Annotated in this window: 11 protein-coding genes; 9 read left to right on the top strand and 2 right to left on the bottom strand. The window is 47.9% G+C overall.

Annotated elements, in window-relative coordinates; all coding sequences use genetic code 11:
• Positions 1-204 precede the first annotated feature (204 nt).
• The 6 genes from KNP87_RS13835 (at position 205) to KNP87_RS13860 (ending at position 8,404) form a co-directional block, all read left to right on the top strand.
• Positions 205-1,416: an NAD(P)/FAD-dependent oxidoreductase gene (locus tag KNP87_RS13835; RefSeq protein ID WP_214722058.1), complete on the top strand. Its 1,212-nt coding sequence runs from the start codon at positions 205-207 to the stop codon at positions 1,414-1,416.
• A gap of 81 nt (positions 1,417-1,497) precedes the next feature.
• Complete coding sequence (locus KNP87_RS13840; protein WP_026832248.1) at positions 1,498-1,815, top strand: YuiB family protein; 318 nt, start codon at positions 1,498-1,500, stop codon at positions 1,813-1,815.
• 103 nt (positions 1,816-1,918) lie between these two features.
• Positions 1,919-2,776 (top strand): glucose PTS transporter transcription antiterminator GlcT, encoded by an 858-nt coding sequence (gene glcT / locus KNP87_RS13845; RefSeq protein ID WP_026827654.1) that lies wholly within the window; start codon positions 1,919-1,921, stop codon positions 2,774-2,776.
• A 221-nt stretch (positions 2,777-2,997) separates the two neighbouring features.
• Positions 2,998-4,521, top strand: a complete 1,524-nt coding sequence (gene ptsG / locus KNP87_RS13850; RefSeq protein WP_026832249.1) for a glucose-specific PTS transporter subunit IIBC — start codon at positions 2,998-3,000, stop codon at positions 4,519-4,521.
• A gap of 132 nt (positions 4,522-4,653) precedes the next feature.
• Positions 4,654-6,747, top strand: coding sequence for a glucose-specific PTS transporter subunit IIBC (ptsG, locus tag KNP87_RS13855; RefSeq protein ID WP_026832250.1), 2,094 nt, complete (start codon positions 4,654-4,656; stop codon positions 6,745-6,747).
• A 145-nt stretch (positions 6,748-6,892) separates the two neighbouring features.
• Complete coding sequence (locus tag KNP87_RS13860; protein ID WP_026832251.1) at positions 6,893-8,404, top strand: MDR family MFS transporter; 1,512 nt, start codon at positions 6,893-6,895, stop codon at positions 8,402-8,404.
• Positions 8,405-8,721: 317 nt separating this feature from the next.
• Here the strand turns inward: KNP87_RS13860 and ptsP are convergent, their stop codons facing one another.
• Complete coding sequence (gene ptsP, locus KNP87_RS13865; RefSeq protein ID WP_214722059.1) at positions 8,722-10,446, bottom strand: phosphoenolpyruvate--protein phosphotransferase; 1,725 nt, start codon at positions 10,444-10,446, stop codon at positions 8,722-8,724.
• 353 nt (positions 10,447-10,799) lie between these two features.
• Between ptsP and KNP87_RS13870 the strand changes: the two genes are divergently transcribed.
• Genes KNP87_RS13870 through KNP87_RS13880 form a run of 3 tightly spaced genes read left to right on the top strand, consistent with a single transcriptional unit; the run spans position 10,800 to position 13,049 of the window.
• Entirely contained in the window at positions 10,800-12,233 is a 1,434-nt protein-coding gene (locus KNP87_RS13870) for a leucyl aminopeptidase (RefSeq protein WP_214722060.1), read from the top strand.
• Positions 12,233-12,400: a hypothetical protein gene (locus tag KNP87_RS13875; RefSeq protein ID WP_214722061.1), complete on the top strand. Its 168-nt coding sequence runs from the start codon at positions 12,233-12,235 to the stop codon at positions 12,398-12,400. The genes KNP87_RS13870 and KNP87_RS13875 overlap by 1 nt, the downstream gene beginning before the upstream one ends.
• Positions 12,381-13,049, top strand: coding sequence for a DUF429 domain-containing protein (locus KNP87_RS13880; protein ID WP_214722062.1), 669 nt, complete (start codon positions 12,381-12,383; stop codon positions 13,047-13,049). Before KNP87_RS13875 ends, KNP87_RS13880 begins: the two co-directional genes overlap by 20 nt.
• On the opposite strand, the gene ytvI is transcribed toward KNP87_RS13880, so the two are convergent.
• Positions 13,033-14,157, bottom strand: coding sequence for a sporulation integral membrane protein YtvI (gene ytvI, locus KNP87_RS13885; RefSeq protein ID WP_026832255.1), 1,125 nt, complete (start codon positions 14,155-14,157; stop codon positions 13,033-13,035). The genes KNP87_RS13880 and ytvI overlap by 17 nt on opposite strands.
• Between the last annotated feature and the right edge of the window lies 1 nt (position 14,158).

Here is a 14,158-nt window from a genome sequence, read left to right on the forward strand (position 1 = left end):
AAGATGGGTTCCATGTGGCAAGTGCGGGACATCTCACATTTTTTTCAGGGATTGCATATTTTTACTTTGCAATCTATGATAGAAAATGGTTCAATGAACGTATAGACGTGTGAACATTATTTGAACAAAGTTTTTGAGCATTTATCTGCAATTGAATGTGAAGAAAATCACAACAAAACTATTAAGCGTAAGGGGTATCAGAACATGAACACACCAAACATTGTTATTCTTGGAGCCGGCTACGGTGGATTGATCACAGCAGTCAACCTTCAAAAAAAACTTGGCGTTGACCAAGCGAACATCACTTTAATCAACAAACACGATTATCATTACCAAACAACGTGGTTGCACGAACCAGCAGCGGGAACGATGTCTGCTGAACAAGCGCGTATCTACATCAATGATGTCATCAATCCTTCACGTGTCAAACTCGTCAAAGGTATCGTCGAGAAGGTCGATACGGCAAGCAACACAGTGAAGCTCGTCGACGGTGGAACAGTCCCTTACGATTATGTCGTCGTGGCGCTTGGTGGCGTTCCTGAAACATTCGGCATTAAAGGGTTGAAAGAGAACGCTCTAACGATCAGTTCATTGAACAGTGTCCGAAAAATCAAGGAACACATCGACTACTCATTCGCAGAGTACAAAACGACGGGTTCAACAAACCGTTCACTCTTGACGATCGTCGTCGGTGGTGCTGGATTTACGGGTATTGAGTTCATGGGTGAACTCGTTAACCGGATTCCGGAACTTTGCAAACAATATGATATCCCACGCGAACTCGTTCGTGTCGTCAATATTGAAGCGGCTCCAACGGTCCTTCCTGGATTTGATGCGGATCTCGTTAACTACGCACACAAATGGCTTGAGCGCCAAGGCATCGAGTTCAAACTCGGTAACGGCATCAAGGAATGTGCACCGGGCAGCGTGACATTCGGACCGCTCCAAGGTGAAACAACAGAAACAATCGAAGCGAACACAATCATCTGGACAGGTGGCGTCAGCGGTAACCCGGTTGTTGCAGCATCTGGCTTTGAAGCGATGCGTAACCGTGTCGTCGTCGCAGAAGACCTCCGTGTTCCTGGACATGAAAATGTCTTCATGATCGGTGACTGTTCAGCTGTTATGGATCCGGCTTCAAACCGCCCGTACCCGCCGACAGCTCAGATCGCGACACAACAAGCACACAAAGTGGCTGAGAACATTTCGGCACTGATCGGTGGACGTCAAACATCGACATTCACATACGAGAACAAAGGAACGGTCGCTTCACTTGGTCATAAAGACGGCATCGGCATGGTCTTCGGTAAGAAGATTTACGGTCGCAATGCATCATTCATGAAAAAAGTCATCGACAACAAGCATTTCCTTGAGCTCAAAAAAATTGGTCTTGCCATCAAAAAAGGTAAATTCTAAGTTCACGTTTTAGGCAAATGTACACTCGTGCATTTGCCTTTTTTGTCGGTTATACTAAAAGAGATTCAAAGGGGGAACAGTATGCATATCATTCAAGCCGTGATCGGGAGTGTTCTTTATCTCGTCATGTTCTTTAGTATCGGTTTTATCTTAAACATGTTGTTACGCAGTACGTGGATCATGCTTGTGTTGTATCCGTTGATCATCATCATGATGATTGATAATCAATCGACGCTCGATTATTTCACGAATGCACGCGAAGCGATTCCGAATTTGGGTGAACGGATCATGGGTCTGCAGACGGCAGATGTCACGATGTTTGCAGCCGGTCTTGCCGGAATTATCATCGCCGGTATGTCCATTCGCTTCCTGCGTAAAAGCGGTTACCAAATGTTTTAAAGTCTACTTGAGTAAGTAGACTTTTTTAGTGCGTTAAAACACGTTATAATAAAAACAGTGTCTTTTTAAAAAAATGTGTAAGAGCAGATAGGGTTGAGAGCGAATGGATAAACAAATGTACCACGTTATCAAGGTCTTGAATAATAATGTCGTCATTTGTTCGACTGGTGCGAATCAGGAAGTCATTATCCTCGCGAAAGGGATTGGCTTCGGTCGGAAGCCAGGCGATCAACTAACGGATCTTGAGAAGCTGGAAAAAGTCTATACGTTAAAAGATAAAGACGAGCAGGCGCAGTACAAAGCACTCGTCGGGCATCTCGATGAAAACTTCATCGCTTTGATGAACGAGATCGTTTCCATGATTGAGACACGGTTCGGAAAACGTGTTGATGAACATATTCATATCGGATTGACGGATCACTTGACGTTTACCTTCAAACGTTTGGAGCAAGGAATGGAAGTGACGAATCCGTTTCTCGCGGAAACGGAAGCGTTGTATCCGGAAGAATACGCGCTGGCAGAAGAAATCGTCGAATTCATCAGTGCGGAGATGAATTTTTATTTACCACCGGCCGAAACCGGGTTCATCGCCCTTCATATCCATTCGGCGACGAACTTCAAAGATGTTCTCGAAGTGAACCGGCATCATCAATTGGTCGGATTGATTGCCAGTCACATCGAGCAACGGTTGCAGATCAAAATCGACCGAAAATCATTGGATTACAAGCGCTTAATCCGCCACTTACGTTCGGCGATTGAAAGGGTTTCCAATGGGGAGTATCTAGAGGCGCCAGAAAAAGTAGAAAAGCTATTGCGTGAAGAATATCCGCTGTGCTATGATACTGCTTGGGAGCTGATGTCCATCATGGAACGTCAGCTGAAGAAAGCGGTACCGCGCGGTGAAGCGACGTATCTTACGATGCATCTGCAACGCTTAGTGCAGTACGATTTAGGTAAATGACCGCACGGACTACGTGTTACTGATACGATCAGGCATGAGTGGGATGTCGGGCAAAATGGTTTATTTCCGTTAGATTTTTTCGCGGGATAAGTGTATTTTGTCTACAATCCGCTCGTGCCTGATTTTTTTCTGTAAAAATCGGTCGGATGTCTGACTTTTTTCAACCCGTCATTGGTATTATTCATTATTTTTAGTTTTTACATCAAAAGGAGGAAACACACATGTTCAAACAGATTTTTGCTGTTCTTCAACGTGTTGGTAAAGCGTTGATGCTTCCTGTTGCGATTTTGCCTGCTGCCGGTATCTTACTCGGATTCGGTAACGCCATGCAAAATCCGAACTTGACGTCAAAACTCGAGTTCTTAAAAAATGATGCAATCATCAAGGTTGCAAAATTGATGGAAGCAGCCGGAGATATCATCTTCGGTAACTTAGCACTCTTATTCGCCGTCGGTGTCGCGATCGGATTAGCAGGAGACGGCGCAGCCGGACTTGCTGCTATCGTCGGATTCCTGATCATGAACAAAACGATGAGCGTTTGGCTCGGCGTTACACCAGAAATGGTGGCAAATGGTCAAGGATATGCCAACGTACTTGGTATTCCAACGCTTCAAACAGGTGTTTTCGGTGGTATCATTATCGGTTTAATCGCCGCCTGGGCCTACGGGAAGTATCATAATCTCGAATTGCCGCAGTTCCTCGGATTCTTCGCAGGAAAACGTTTTGTTCCAATCGTTACAGCAGTTGTTTCATTGTTCGCAGGTCTTGTACTTGTTTTCGTTTGGCCGTTCGCTCAAGACGGGTTGAACACATTCTCCCACTTCATGATGGAGAAAAACCCGACGCTTGCCGCTTTCGTCTTTGGTCTCATTGAACGTTCATTGATTCCATTTGGTCTTCACCATATCTTCTATGCACCATTCTGGTTCGAATTCGGTTCGTACACGAATGCAGCAGGAGACGTCGTTCGTGGTGACCAAGCAATCTTCTTCGCTCAGTTAAAAGATAACGTTGAATTAACAGCTGGTACGTTCATGACTGGTAAATTCCCGTTCATGATGTTCGGTCTTCCAGCAGCAGCACTTGCAATGTACCACGAAGCACGCCCAGAGCGTCGCGCAGTCGTTGGTGGTCTTCTTGGATCAGCAGCACTTACAGCTTTCTTAACAGGTATCACAGAGCCAATCGAATTCGCATTCTTATTCGTTGCTCCAATCTTGTTCGCAGTTCACGCAGTCTTCGCAGGTCTTTCGTTCATGACAATGCAACTCTTGAACGTTAAAATCGGGATGACATTCTCAGGTGGATTGATTGACTTCCTTCTCTTCGGTGTCCTTCCAGGACGTACGCAGTGGTGGCTCGTCATCGTCGTCGGTCTTGTTCTCGCAGTTGTTTACTACGTTGGATTCCGTTTCGCAATCCGCAAGTTCAACTTGAAAACACCAGGTCGTGAAGACGAAGTACAAGAAACGTCAATGGCTCAAGGATCTGAGCTTGCAGCAGGTATCCTCGATGCACTCGGTTCTGAATCAAACATCAAACACCTTGACGCATGTATCACACGTCTTCGTGTTGAAGTTCTTGATAAATCAAAAGTTGATAAAAACGAATTGAAAAAATTAGGTGCGGCAGGTGTTCTTGAGGTTGGTAACAACGTTCAAGCAATCTACGGACCAAAATCAGATAACATTAAATCTGAAATTCAAGCGGTCATCAACTCACGTAAACAAGAAAAATCAGTCTAATGCGCTAAAGGACCTTTCCGATTCGGAAAGGTTCTTTTTTTATGGAAATAAATATGAAACAAATAGTTTTGCGCAAGAAACATTAAGGGTATGAACTAAGTAGTCTGGTCAAAAAAAGGAGGGAAATCACTGATGTGGAAAAATGTGTTCGGTGTGTTGCAACGGATCGGTAAAGCGTTGATGTTACCGGTTGCGATCCTACCGGCAGCGGGGCTTCTCCTGGCGTTTGGTACGGCGTTTCAAAACCCGAATCTGACGCAGTATCTTCCGTTTCTCGAAAATGACGCACTGGTCGTCATTTGGCGGGTTATGCAGGATGCCGGGGATATCATCTTTGCCAATCTAGGATTATTGTTTGCCGTCGGGGTTGCGATTGGTCTTGCGAATGGTGAAGGGGTCGCAGGATTAGCCGCGATTGTTGGATTCTTGATCATGAACAAGGTCATCAGTTCGTTTTTACAGATTACACCGGAAAAGATTACAGAAGCACAGCAGTCGAGTGACTTATCGTATGCCACCGTGTTAGGGATACCCACCCTGCAAATGGGGGTATTCGGAGGGATTATCGCCGGATTGATAGCGGCGTACAGCTATAATAAATTCTTTAAAATTAAATTGCCGGACTTCCTTGGATTCTTTGCCGGTAAACGGTTTGTCCCGATTGCTACAGCGCTATTTAGTTTAGTCGCTGGTTTTGCGCTGTCTTACATTTGGCCGCCGATCGGAACGGGAATCAATACGTTCTCGAAAACGATCATCGAATCAAATGAAACGTTATCTGCCTTCATCTTTGGATTAGTCGAACGTTCTCTTATTCCGTTTGGTCTGCACCACATTTGGTATTCAAGTTTCTGGTTCCAGTTTGGCGAGTATACGGATAAAGCCGGTACGATCGTCAACGGGGATCAGCGGATTTTCTTCGCCCAGTTGAAAGACGGGGTTCCGTTCACAGCCGGGACATACATGACCGGGAAATATCCGTTCATGATGTTTGGACTTCCGGCTGCCTGTCTTGCGATGTACCATACCGTCGCGAAAGACCGCCGGAAAGCGGTCGAAGGGTTATACTTCTCCGCTGCCCTGACATCGTTTTTGACAGGGATCACCGAGCCGGTTGAGTTCTCATTCGTATTCGTGGCACCATTGTTGTTTGCGGTTCACGCTGTTTTTGCCGGATTATCGTTCATGATCATGGACATTTTGAACGTCAAGATTGGGATGACATTCTCCGGGGGATTAATTGATTACACGTTATTTGGTATTTTACCGAACCGGACCTCCTGGTGGCTTGTCATACCGGTTGGACTTGCTTTCGCGGTCATCTACTACTTCGGTTTCCGCTTCGTCATCAAAAAGTTCGATTTAAAGATTCCCGGACGCGAAGCGATTCAAGAAGGAGCTGCGACATCAAGTGCAACGGCAGGCGAATTGCCGTATGAAATTCTGCAAGCCTTTGGCGGTGCCTCGAACATCAAACACTTGGATGCCTGTATCACGCGGCTCCGGATTACCGTCAACGATAAGTCGGGCGTCAACAAAGAGCGGTTGAAACAGTTGGGTGCCGCGGGTGTCCTTGAAGTCGGAGACAACGTACAAGCGATCTTCGGTCCGAAGTCGGATGGCATCAAGACCGAGATGGCAGAAATCATGAACGATCCGAACTATAAACCACCGGTCAAACCGGAAGCAGATCCGATTCCACAAGTGCCGACGGGAGCGGAAGCACGGACCGATGACCGGTCGGGCTTAGCCGGAACAGACGGTGCTTATGTACCGAGTGACGGTTATGTTTCTCCATTGAGCGGTGTGATTCGTTCGCTCGATGACGTACCGGATCAAGTCTTCTCCGGACGGATGATGGGAGACGGTTATGCGATTGAGCCGACAGAAGGATATGTCGTTTCCCCGGTTTCGGGTGAAATCACAACCTTCTTCCCAACCAAACACGCGATTGGCATCCTTGCGGATAATGGAGACGAGATCTTGATTCATATCGGAATTGATACCGTTTCGCTTGAAGGAAAAGGATTTGAAGCCCTTGCGAAAGCAGGCGATCGGGTCGAACCAGGTTCGCCGTTGTTAAGCGTCGATCTGGAACAAATCCGACCACTCGTCCCGTCACTCTTGACACCAATCATCGTCACAAACAGCGGCGACCGGAAAGTCTCGGTCGATGTTGGAAAAACAGTCGAAGCCGGCGAAAAAATGTCGTATGATATCAAGTGATTTCCGCAAGACACGATCTCTTCTTTTGGAGAGAACGTGTCTTTTTTTGTTGTTATACATTCAGTAATGAGAATTTGCACATATGATGATACAATGAATAAGCTATTATGAAGATTAGCTATTTTTTCAAGGGAGAGGTGAGTCGATGGCTACGACTTCGACGAAAACACGTTATGTCGTGTTGGGTTTATTGATCGGGATTTTAGTGGCAGCAATGGATAATACCATCGTTGCGACGGCGATGCCGACGATTGTCAGTGAATTAAATGGATTTGATCAATATGCGTGGGTGACTTCCGCCTATATGATTGCGACCGTCGCCGGCATGCCGATTTTTGGTAAGTTGAGTGATATGTATGGTCGAAAACGATTTTTCCTGTTCGGGATGTTACTTTTTATCGCCGGCAGTATACTGTGCGGAATGGCGGATTCGATCATTGAATTATCCATTTATCGTGCCGTTCAAGGTCTTGGCGGCGGTGCTTTGATGCCGATCGCGTTTACGATCATCTTTGATATTTTCCCACCGGAAAAGCGGGGGAAGGTCAGTGGATTATTTGGTGCCGTCTTCGGAATTTCTAGTATTTTCGGACCGTTGCTTGGTGCGGTCTTGACCGATGCCATCAACTGGCGTTGGGTGTTTTACATCAATATCCCGCTCGGTATATTGGCGTTGACGCTCGTCTCGCTGTTCTACAAGGAATCACCGGTTCACCGGACGCAAAAAATCGATTATGCCGGAGCGGTGACGTTAGTCGCAGGTTTAGTCCTGTTCTTATTGGCGCTTGAGATGGGCGGAAAAGATTACGCCTGGAGTTCACCGCAAATTTTAGGATTATTCGGTGCAGCACTTGTCGCCTTCATCGTCTTTGGTTTCATCGAACGTCGGGCGGCGGATCCCGTCATTACATTCAGTTTATTTAGACGCCAACTGTTTGCGGCGACACAAGGGGTGGCGTTCTTTTACGGATTTGTCTTCATCTCTGCCAGTGTCTTCATCCCGATCTTTGTGCAAGGAGTGTTTGGTGGAAGTGCGACCAATTCCGGTTTGATCTTGATGCCGATGCTGATCGCATCAGTCGTCTCGGCACAACTCGGCGGACGTCTGCCGAATAAATACGGATTCCGAAACGTCATGCTCGTCTCGGCCGTCTTCTTCTTGTTAGGCGTCTATCTGTTAAGCACGATGTCGCTTGAAACATCGAGAACAGCCATCACGATCTACATGATCATTTTAGGTTTTGGTGTCGGGTTCAGTTTCTCGTTACTCAACTTGGCGAGTATCAACGGAATTGAGATGCAACGTCGGGGAGCCGCCACTTCGATGGGGTCCACGTTCCGGACGATTGGGATGACGCTTGGGGTGACGGTTCTTGGAATCATTCAATCCCGGACGTTCTCATCGACCATCAGTGAACAGTTACCAAACGGGAACGCACCGGATGGCGGGCAATTCCCGACGGCTTCGGCCCTCGCGAAGATGCCGCCGGAAGTAGCAAATGCCATCAAGTCGTCACTTGCAGAATCGATTTCGTCCGTCTATTTATGGGCATTGATTCCGGCAGTGCTCGGTGTCGTCTTTGTGTTCTTGATGGGAAATGAACGACCAACCTTAAAAGAAGGACAAGGCGAACGACCGAAAACAAAGCAAGCATAAAAAGAAGATCAACGAACAAAATTTAACTCAAAAGAAATCATTTGGATATGCACTCGCTTTCCTCAGGCGAGACACAAGCCAGTTTTCCTGCCCCGTGTGGGCAGGAAAGCGGGTCTTGTTTGTCTCTGACAGCGCAGTTTGCACTTGCGCTTTTTCCTGTAGGAGTCTCGTGCATCAAATAATTTCTTTAAAGCGAAACAGTGGGACGGATTTTAAAATCTGTCCCTTATTTGTGTTGCGCAATACTTGAGAGAAGCAGTAATTCCTTTTGACGCGACAAAAAAACACGCCCCGATATGGGACGTGTCCGAAACACCTTATTTTTTGATATCGAATGTCGTGCTGAGGAAGTTGACGACATCTTCCGCTGTATCCATATCGAGTACTTGTTCGACAATTGCTTCACACTCTGCTTTGTTTAAGCGAGTCATCAAGCTACGTGCACGAAGGACAGAAGAAGCTGACATCGAGAATTCGTCGAGTCCGAGTCCGAGGAGGATCGGGAGCGCGAGTTCTTCTCCAGCCATCTCACCACACATGCCGACCCATTTGCCTGCTTTGTGTGCTTCTGTAATGACGTTGTTCAACAAGTTCAAGATCGCTGGGTTGAATGGTTGGTAGAGATATGAAACTTTTTCATTCATCCGGTCAGCTGCCATCGTGTATTGAATCAAGTCGTTTGTTCCGACTGAGAAGAAGTCGACTTCTTTCGCGAATTGTTTCGCCATGACAGCCGTTGACGGAATCTCAACCATCATACCGACTTCGATGTCTTCTGAAACCGTCACACCTTCTGCTTGAAGGTTTGCTTTTTCTTCCAAGAGAAGTGCTTTTGCTGCACGGAATTCTTCGAGTGTCGCGATCATTGGGAACATGACAGCAAGTTTTCCGTACGCACTTGCGCGGAGAAGGGCACGAAGTTGTGTCCGGAAGAGATCTGTTTGATCCAAGCAAAGACGGATCGCACGGTATCCAAGGAACGGGTTCATCTCATGCGGGAGATCGAGGTAAGACAATTCTTTGTCGCCGCCGATATCAAGTGTCCGGATGACAACTTTTTTATCGCCCATCGATTCGAGAACCGTTTTGTATGCCGTGAACTGCTCGTCTTCCGTCGGGAACGTTTCAGCGTCCATGTAGAGGAACTCTGTCCGGTATAATCCGACTGCTTCCGCACCGTTCTCGAGAACACCTTTTACATCGTTTGGTGTTCCGATGTTCGCTGCGAGCTCGACGTGATGACCGTCTGCTGTAACTGTTTTTTCGTTTTTGAGTTTTTTCCACTCTTCTTTTTGAGCGATATACGCTGAACGTTTTTCTTCATACTCTGCGATTTGGTCGCTTGAAGGGTTGACGATGACGTCACCTTCCGTACCGTCAAGAATCAAGAAATCACCGTGTTTGACTTCCGTCAAGACGACTTTTGTTCCGACGACAGCCGGAATTTCAAGAGAACGGGACATGATCGCCGAGTGCGAAGTCCGTCCACCGATGTTCGTAGCAAATCCTTTTGCATACTTCCGGTTGAGTTGTGCTGTATCTGAAGGTGTTAAATCTTCTGCAATGATGATGACTTCTTCATTGATCTGAGCTGGCGTGACGAACGTGATGCCGAGCAAGTGGGCCATCGTCCGTTTCGTAACGTCACGGACATCGGCTGCACGCTCACGCATGTATTCGTTGTCCATTGACTCAAAGATCATGACCATCATCTGTGACACTTCATCAAGTGCTTGAGCGGCGTTCGTTTTCTCATCGTCGATCTTCGCGTTGACCTGACTCACGATTTCCGGGTCTTCCAAAATCAAGAGGTGAGCGGAGAAGATCTCTGCTTTGTCTGCGCCAAGTTCTTGTAACGTGTTTTCACGGATGATTTCGAGTTCACCCTTCGATTTGACGATCGCAGCTTGGAAACGTTCCTTTTCTGCTGCCGAGTCCTCGATTTTATTCGTCGGAATGTCAAAGACAGGTGTTTCCATTACGAATGCTTTCGCAATCGCAATCCCTGCAGAAGCGCCAATTCCTTTGATATGCTGTGCCATGTGCATTACCCTCTTTTCAGTAAGTTTTTTCGCCGCAGCGACGTCATTTCTTTGCTATCTATAGATACCCATAAACGCATCTCTCTTAACGGGTCGCTTGCGGACTCTCCCTTTGAATGAAAACGTAGACATTTCTGTCGTTGCCAAATGACCGTTTGCTAGAAGTGCCTGTCCTTTTCACCTGTTTAATCCTATCACATTGTGAAACGGGCAACAATTGTTTGAAACGCTCCAAATCGACAAATTAACGAACGTCTTTTATGAGAGCGGTTTCGTTGTTTCCGGGGGCTATCAGTTGGAAAATAAGATCAAACGCTTCATACTAATACATATTACTAAAGGGGGACACACATATGCGATGGAATCAAGTAGATCAACAAGCACATGTCGAAGTACTCGTTGTCGGCATTTCAGGAAACCAACCGGTTGAGGAGCGGATCCGGTCACTTTATCCGGACCGATTGGATGAGTGGGTGCGCCGAGGCGACATCTCGACGAAACAAGGAGAATTGCGTTTATTGCCGACACTGACAGGAACGGTCGAACGTGTCCTATTCGTTGGTCTGGGAAAAGCAGAAGGTCTTACGACGGATCCACTTCGCCGGTTACTCGGGAAAGCGGCTCAATTCTTAAAAACACGGAAACTCGCCAAAGTGACAGTGGACGCAACGACGTTTCCGAATCAGCCGGTCGAATTGATTGCGGAGGCATTCGGATTAGCTACATACGATGTCAAACATTATAAGACGAGCACACATGCGACGTATGAGCTGGACTTGACGATCTGGTCGGATGCGGGAGAACAGGACGTCGTACGTGGAGCGGCACTGGCTGAAGCGACGAATCTTGCTCGTCGTCTCGTGACGATGCCCGGGAATTTATTGACGGCTCCCGCCTTGGCGGATGAAGCGCGTTTCATCGCGGAGCGGTACGGACATGAATTGCAGGTTCTTGAAAAAGAAGAGATGGAAGCACTCGGGATGGGCGCATTGCTTGCCGTCAATCAGGGGTCGACGATTCCGCCAAAATTGATTGTCCTTGAATATAAAGGTGCAGACGACGAGGCACCGATTGCCGTCGTTGGTAAGGGTGTGACATTTGATACGGGCGGTTACTCGATCAAACCAAAAGACGGGATTGTCGGAATGAAAGGTGACATGGGGGGAGCGGCAGCTGTTCTCGGATTGTTTGAAGCGCTCGGGCAACTGAAGCCGAATGTAAATGTGTTAGGTGTCATTCCGGCGACGGATAACATGATTTCCGGTGATGCGTTTAAGCCGGATGATGTCATCACATCGATGGCGGGAAAAACAATCGAGATCCTTAATACGGATGCAGAAGGGCGCCTCGTTTTAGCAGATGCTGTGACCTACGCCAAAGAGTACAAACCGAAGATGATCATCGATCTTGCGACGTTGACGGGCGGCGTCCTGGTGGCTCTCGGAACAGAAATCACCGGCGCCTTGACGAACGATGCCGCATTGTACGAACGGTTCGAAGCCGTGACGCAAGAAACGAACGAAATGATCTGGCAGATGCCCTACGTCGATCAGTTCATCAAACAAGTCCGTCGTTCCGATGTCGCAGACTTAAACAACTCACCGGGACGGATGGGGCACATGATCTTTGGCGGTGCCTTCGTCGGAGAATTCGTCGGTGACACGCCGTGGCTCCACCTCGATATTGCCGGGACGTCCGAGCAAAAAGCGGCGTCTGAACTTGGTCCAAAAGGTGCGACCGGTGTCATGGTCCGGAGTCTGTATCGTTTCGTCGAACAAGAAAAATGATGCGGCTTAACAGTGTGCTCGTCCTTTTGACCGTCATCAGCATCGTCTGGTATCTCGATTCACGTAATCAAGTGACTTTAGCCGCAGCGACCTTTTTAGGGGTTTTTACTGTCTTGTCGCTCTTGAAAATGATACGGGAGAAGTCCAATGGACGTCACCGGGATTGACGCGGCGAAAGCCGGTTGGGTGGCGGTATCGATTAAAGACGGTCAGTTTTCTTGGATGGTGGCATCGTCCCTTTCGGAAATCGAGCTCGGTACGACGATCTACATTGATATGCCGATTGGACTGGAACAAGACAAACGCCGGCTGGTCGATCAGTTGCTGCGAACGGAATTAAAGCCGGGGCGAACGAGCAGCGTGTTTAATGCGCCGTTGCTGGCTGCGCTCGAGCAGTCCGATTATCAGACGGCAAATGACCATTCGAAACAACAGGCAGGTCTTGGATTATCGAAGCAAGCGTGGTATTTGTTACCGAAAATCCGCCAGGTGCGGACCCATTACCAAGCGGGCATGATGGAATCGCATCCGGAAGTCTGTTTTGCCCGCCTGACGGGTCATCCCGCACGGTACAATAAACGGACAGCCGAAGGGCTGGCCGAACGGACGGAACTTCTGATCCGGTACGACTGTCCGCCTTACTGGGAGTTGCGTGTACCGGGCGTTGCGACCGATGACTGGGTCGATGCCTGTCTGCTTGCCGTCGCAGCGACATTACCGGTTTCGTATGTGCCGGAACATCGTCCGCTCGACGTCACCGGTCTGCCGTTATATGCCGCCTTACCAAAAAAGATCACCTTCACCGAAACGGTGTAGGTGATCCTTTGATAAATGACCAGAGGTAGTGGAAGATTTGGGCATTGTGTAGGGCCTTGATGATGACCGCGACCAATGGTCCTAAAATCAAGCCGAACACGCCGAAAAATTGAATTCCGACAAACAGGGCGATCAACGCCGTAATCGGTTGAATCCCGATATTGTCGCCGACAATCTTTGGTTCCATGATGTTTCGTTGCAAAATCACGAGCGCGTACAGAATCCCGAGTCCGATTGCCAGTCCGGTATCGCCGGTCACGATGGAATAGGCAATCCAAGGTAAGAAGACGGAGCCGGTTCCAAGGTAAGGCAAGATATCGAAGAATGCCGCGATGAAGGCAATCGCAAAGGGATGTTCGACGCCGATGATCAGCAGACCGACGAGGACGATGAAAAACGTAATCGTAATCAAGGTCAACTGTGCCTTGATATAACCGAACAAAGCGGACCGGAGACTCGTGACGACGGATTCAGCACGGGCGAACCACGGCAACATCTCATATTGTTTCAAACGGATCTCATACCGGTGCCAATCTTTTGCGATAAAGAACCAGGCGAGCAACACGATGACCAAAATCAGTGCAATCGAAGGAAGCGTCGCTAAAATCGTCTGCAGCATTCCGGCCATGTTTTTGGAACCTTCACCGATCGCGCTGGCGAGCGAGCTGCCGAGCGATTGAATGCTGTTTTGGACCGTATTTTGTTGCGACGGTTCGAGCGATCGGAGTGCTTCTGAGGCATCATTCCAAATCGGTGCCAGTTTTTCATTGTAGAGCTTTTGGAAATAAAGACTGAGCTCTTGAATCTGTGCCGGCAGCTGGTTCGCGACAAACACCAGTCCACGGATCAATTGCATGATGATGAGGACGAGTGATCCGATCAACAGACTACTGATCAGAATGATGGACAGGAGAGCACCCCATCCTCGATTGATGCGGAGCCGCTTTTGGAAAAAGTCGACGAGCGGTCGACTAAACAGAGCCAGTAAAAAGGCGAAAACGAACGGGTACATGAAAGAAGACAAGCGAATAATCAGCCAACCGATGAAAAAGATGGCAAGGATGACGCCAAGGAAACGAGCTAATTGCCACAAACGTTCAGTCGACATA

The organism is Exiguobacterium sp. s192, from assembly GCF_018618795.1.
In the GTDB taxonomy this organism is placed as follows: Bacteria; Bacillota; Bacilli; order Exiguobacteriales; family Exiguobacteriaceae; genus Exiguobacterium_A; species Exiguobacterium_A undae.

What these genes read in the sequence shown, in the direction of transcription:
- KNP87_RS13835 (WP_214722058.1), top strand. Translation starts at nt 205, where the DNA reads ATGAACACACCAAACATTGTTATTCTTGGAGCCGGCTACGGTGGATTG.
- glcT (WP_026827654.1), top strand. Translation starts at nt 1,919, where the DNA reads ATGGATAAACAAATGTACCACGTTATCAAGGTCTTGAATAATAATGTC.
- KNP87_RS13870 (WP_214722060.1), top strand. Translation starts at nt 10,800, where the DNA reads ATGCGATGGAATCAAGTAGATCAACAAGCACATGTCGAAGTACTCGTT.
- KNP87_RS13840 (WP_026832248.1), top strand. Translation starts at nt 1,498, where the DNA reads ATGCATATCATTCAAGCCGTGATCGGGAGTGTTCTTTATCTCGTCATG.
- KNP87_RS13875 (WP_214722061.1), top strand. Translation starts at nt 12,233, where the DNA reads ATGCGGCTTAACAGTGTGCTCGTCCTTTTGACCGTCATCAGCATCGTC.
- ptsP (WP_214722059.1), bottom strand. Translation starts at nt 10,446, where the DNA reads ATGGCACAGCATATCAAAGGAATTGGCGCTTCTGCAGGGATTGCGATT.
- KNP87_RS13880 (WP_214722062.1), top strand. Translation starts at nt 12,381, where the DNA reads ATGGACGTCACCGGGATTGACGCGGCGAAAGCCGGTTGGGTGGCGGTA.
- ptsG (WP_026832250.1), top strand. Translation starts at nt 4,654, where the DNA reads ATGTGGAAAAATGTGTTCGGTGTGTTGCAACGGATCGGTAAAGCGTTG.
- ptsG (WP_026832249.1), top strand. Translation starts at nt 2,998, where the DNA reads ATGTTCAAACAGATTTTTGCTGTTCTTCAACGTGTTGGTAAAGCGTTG.
- KNP87_RS13860 (WP_026832251.1), top strand. Translation starts at nt 6,893, where the DNA reads ATGGCTACGACTTCGACGAAAACACGTTATGTCGTGTTGGGTTTATTG.
- ytvI (WP_026832255.1), bottom strand. Translation starts at nt 14,157, where the DNA reads ATGTCGACTGAACGTTTGTGGCAATTAGCTCGTTTCCTTGGCGTCATC.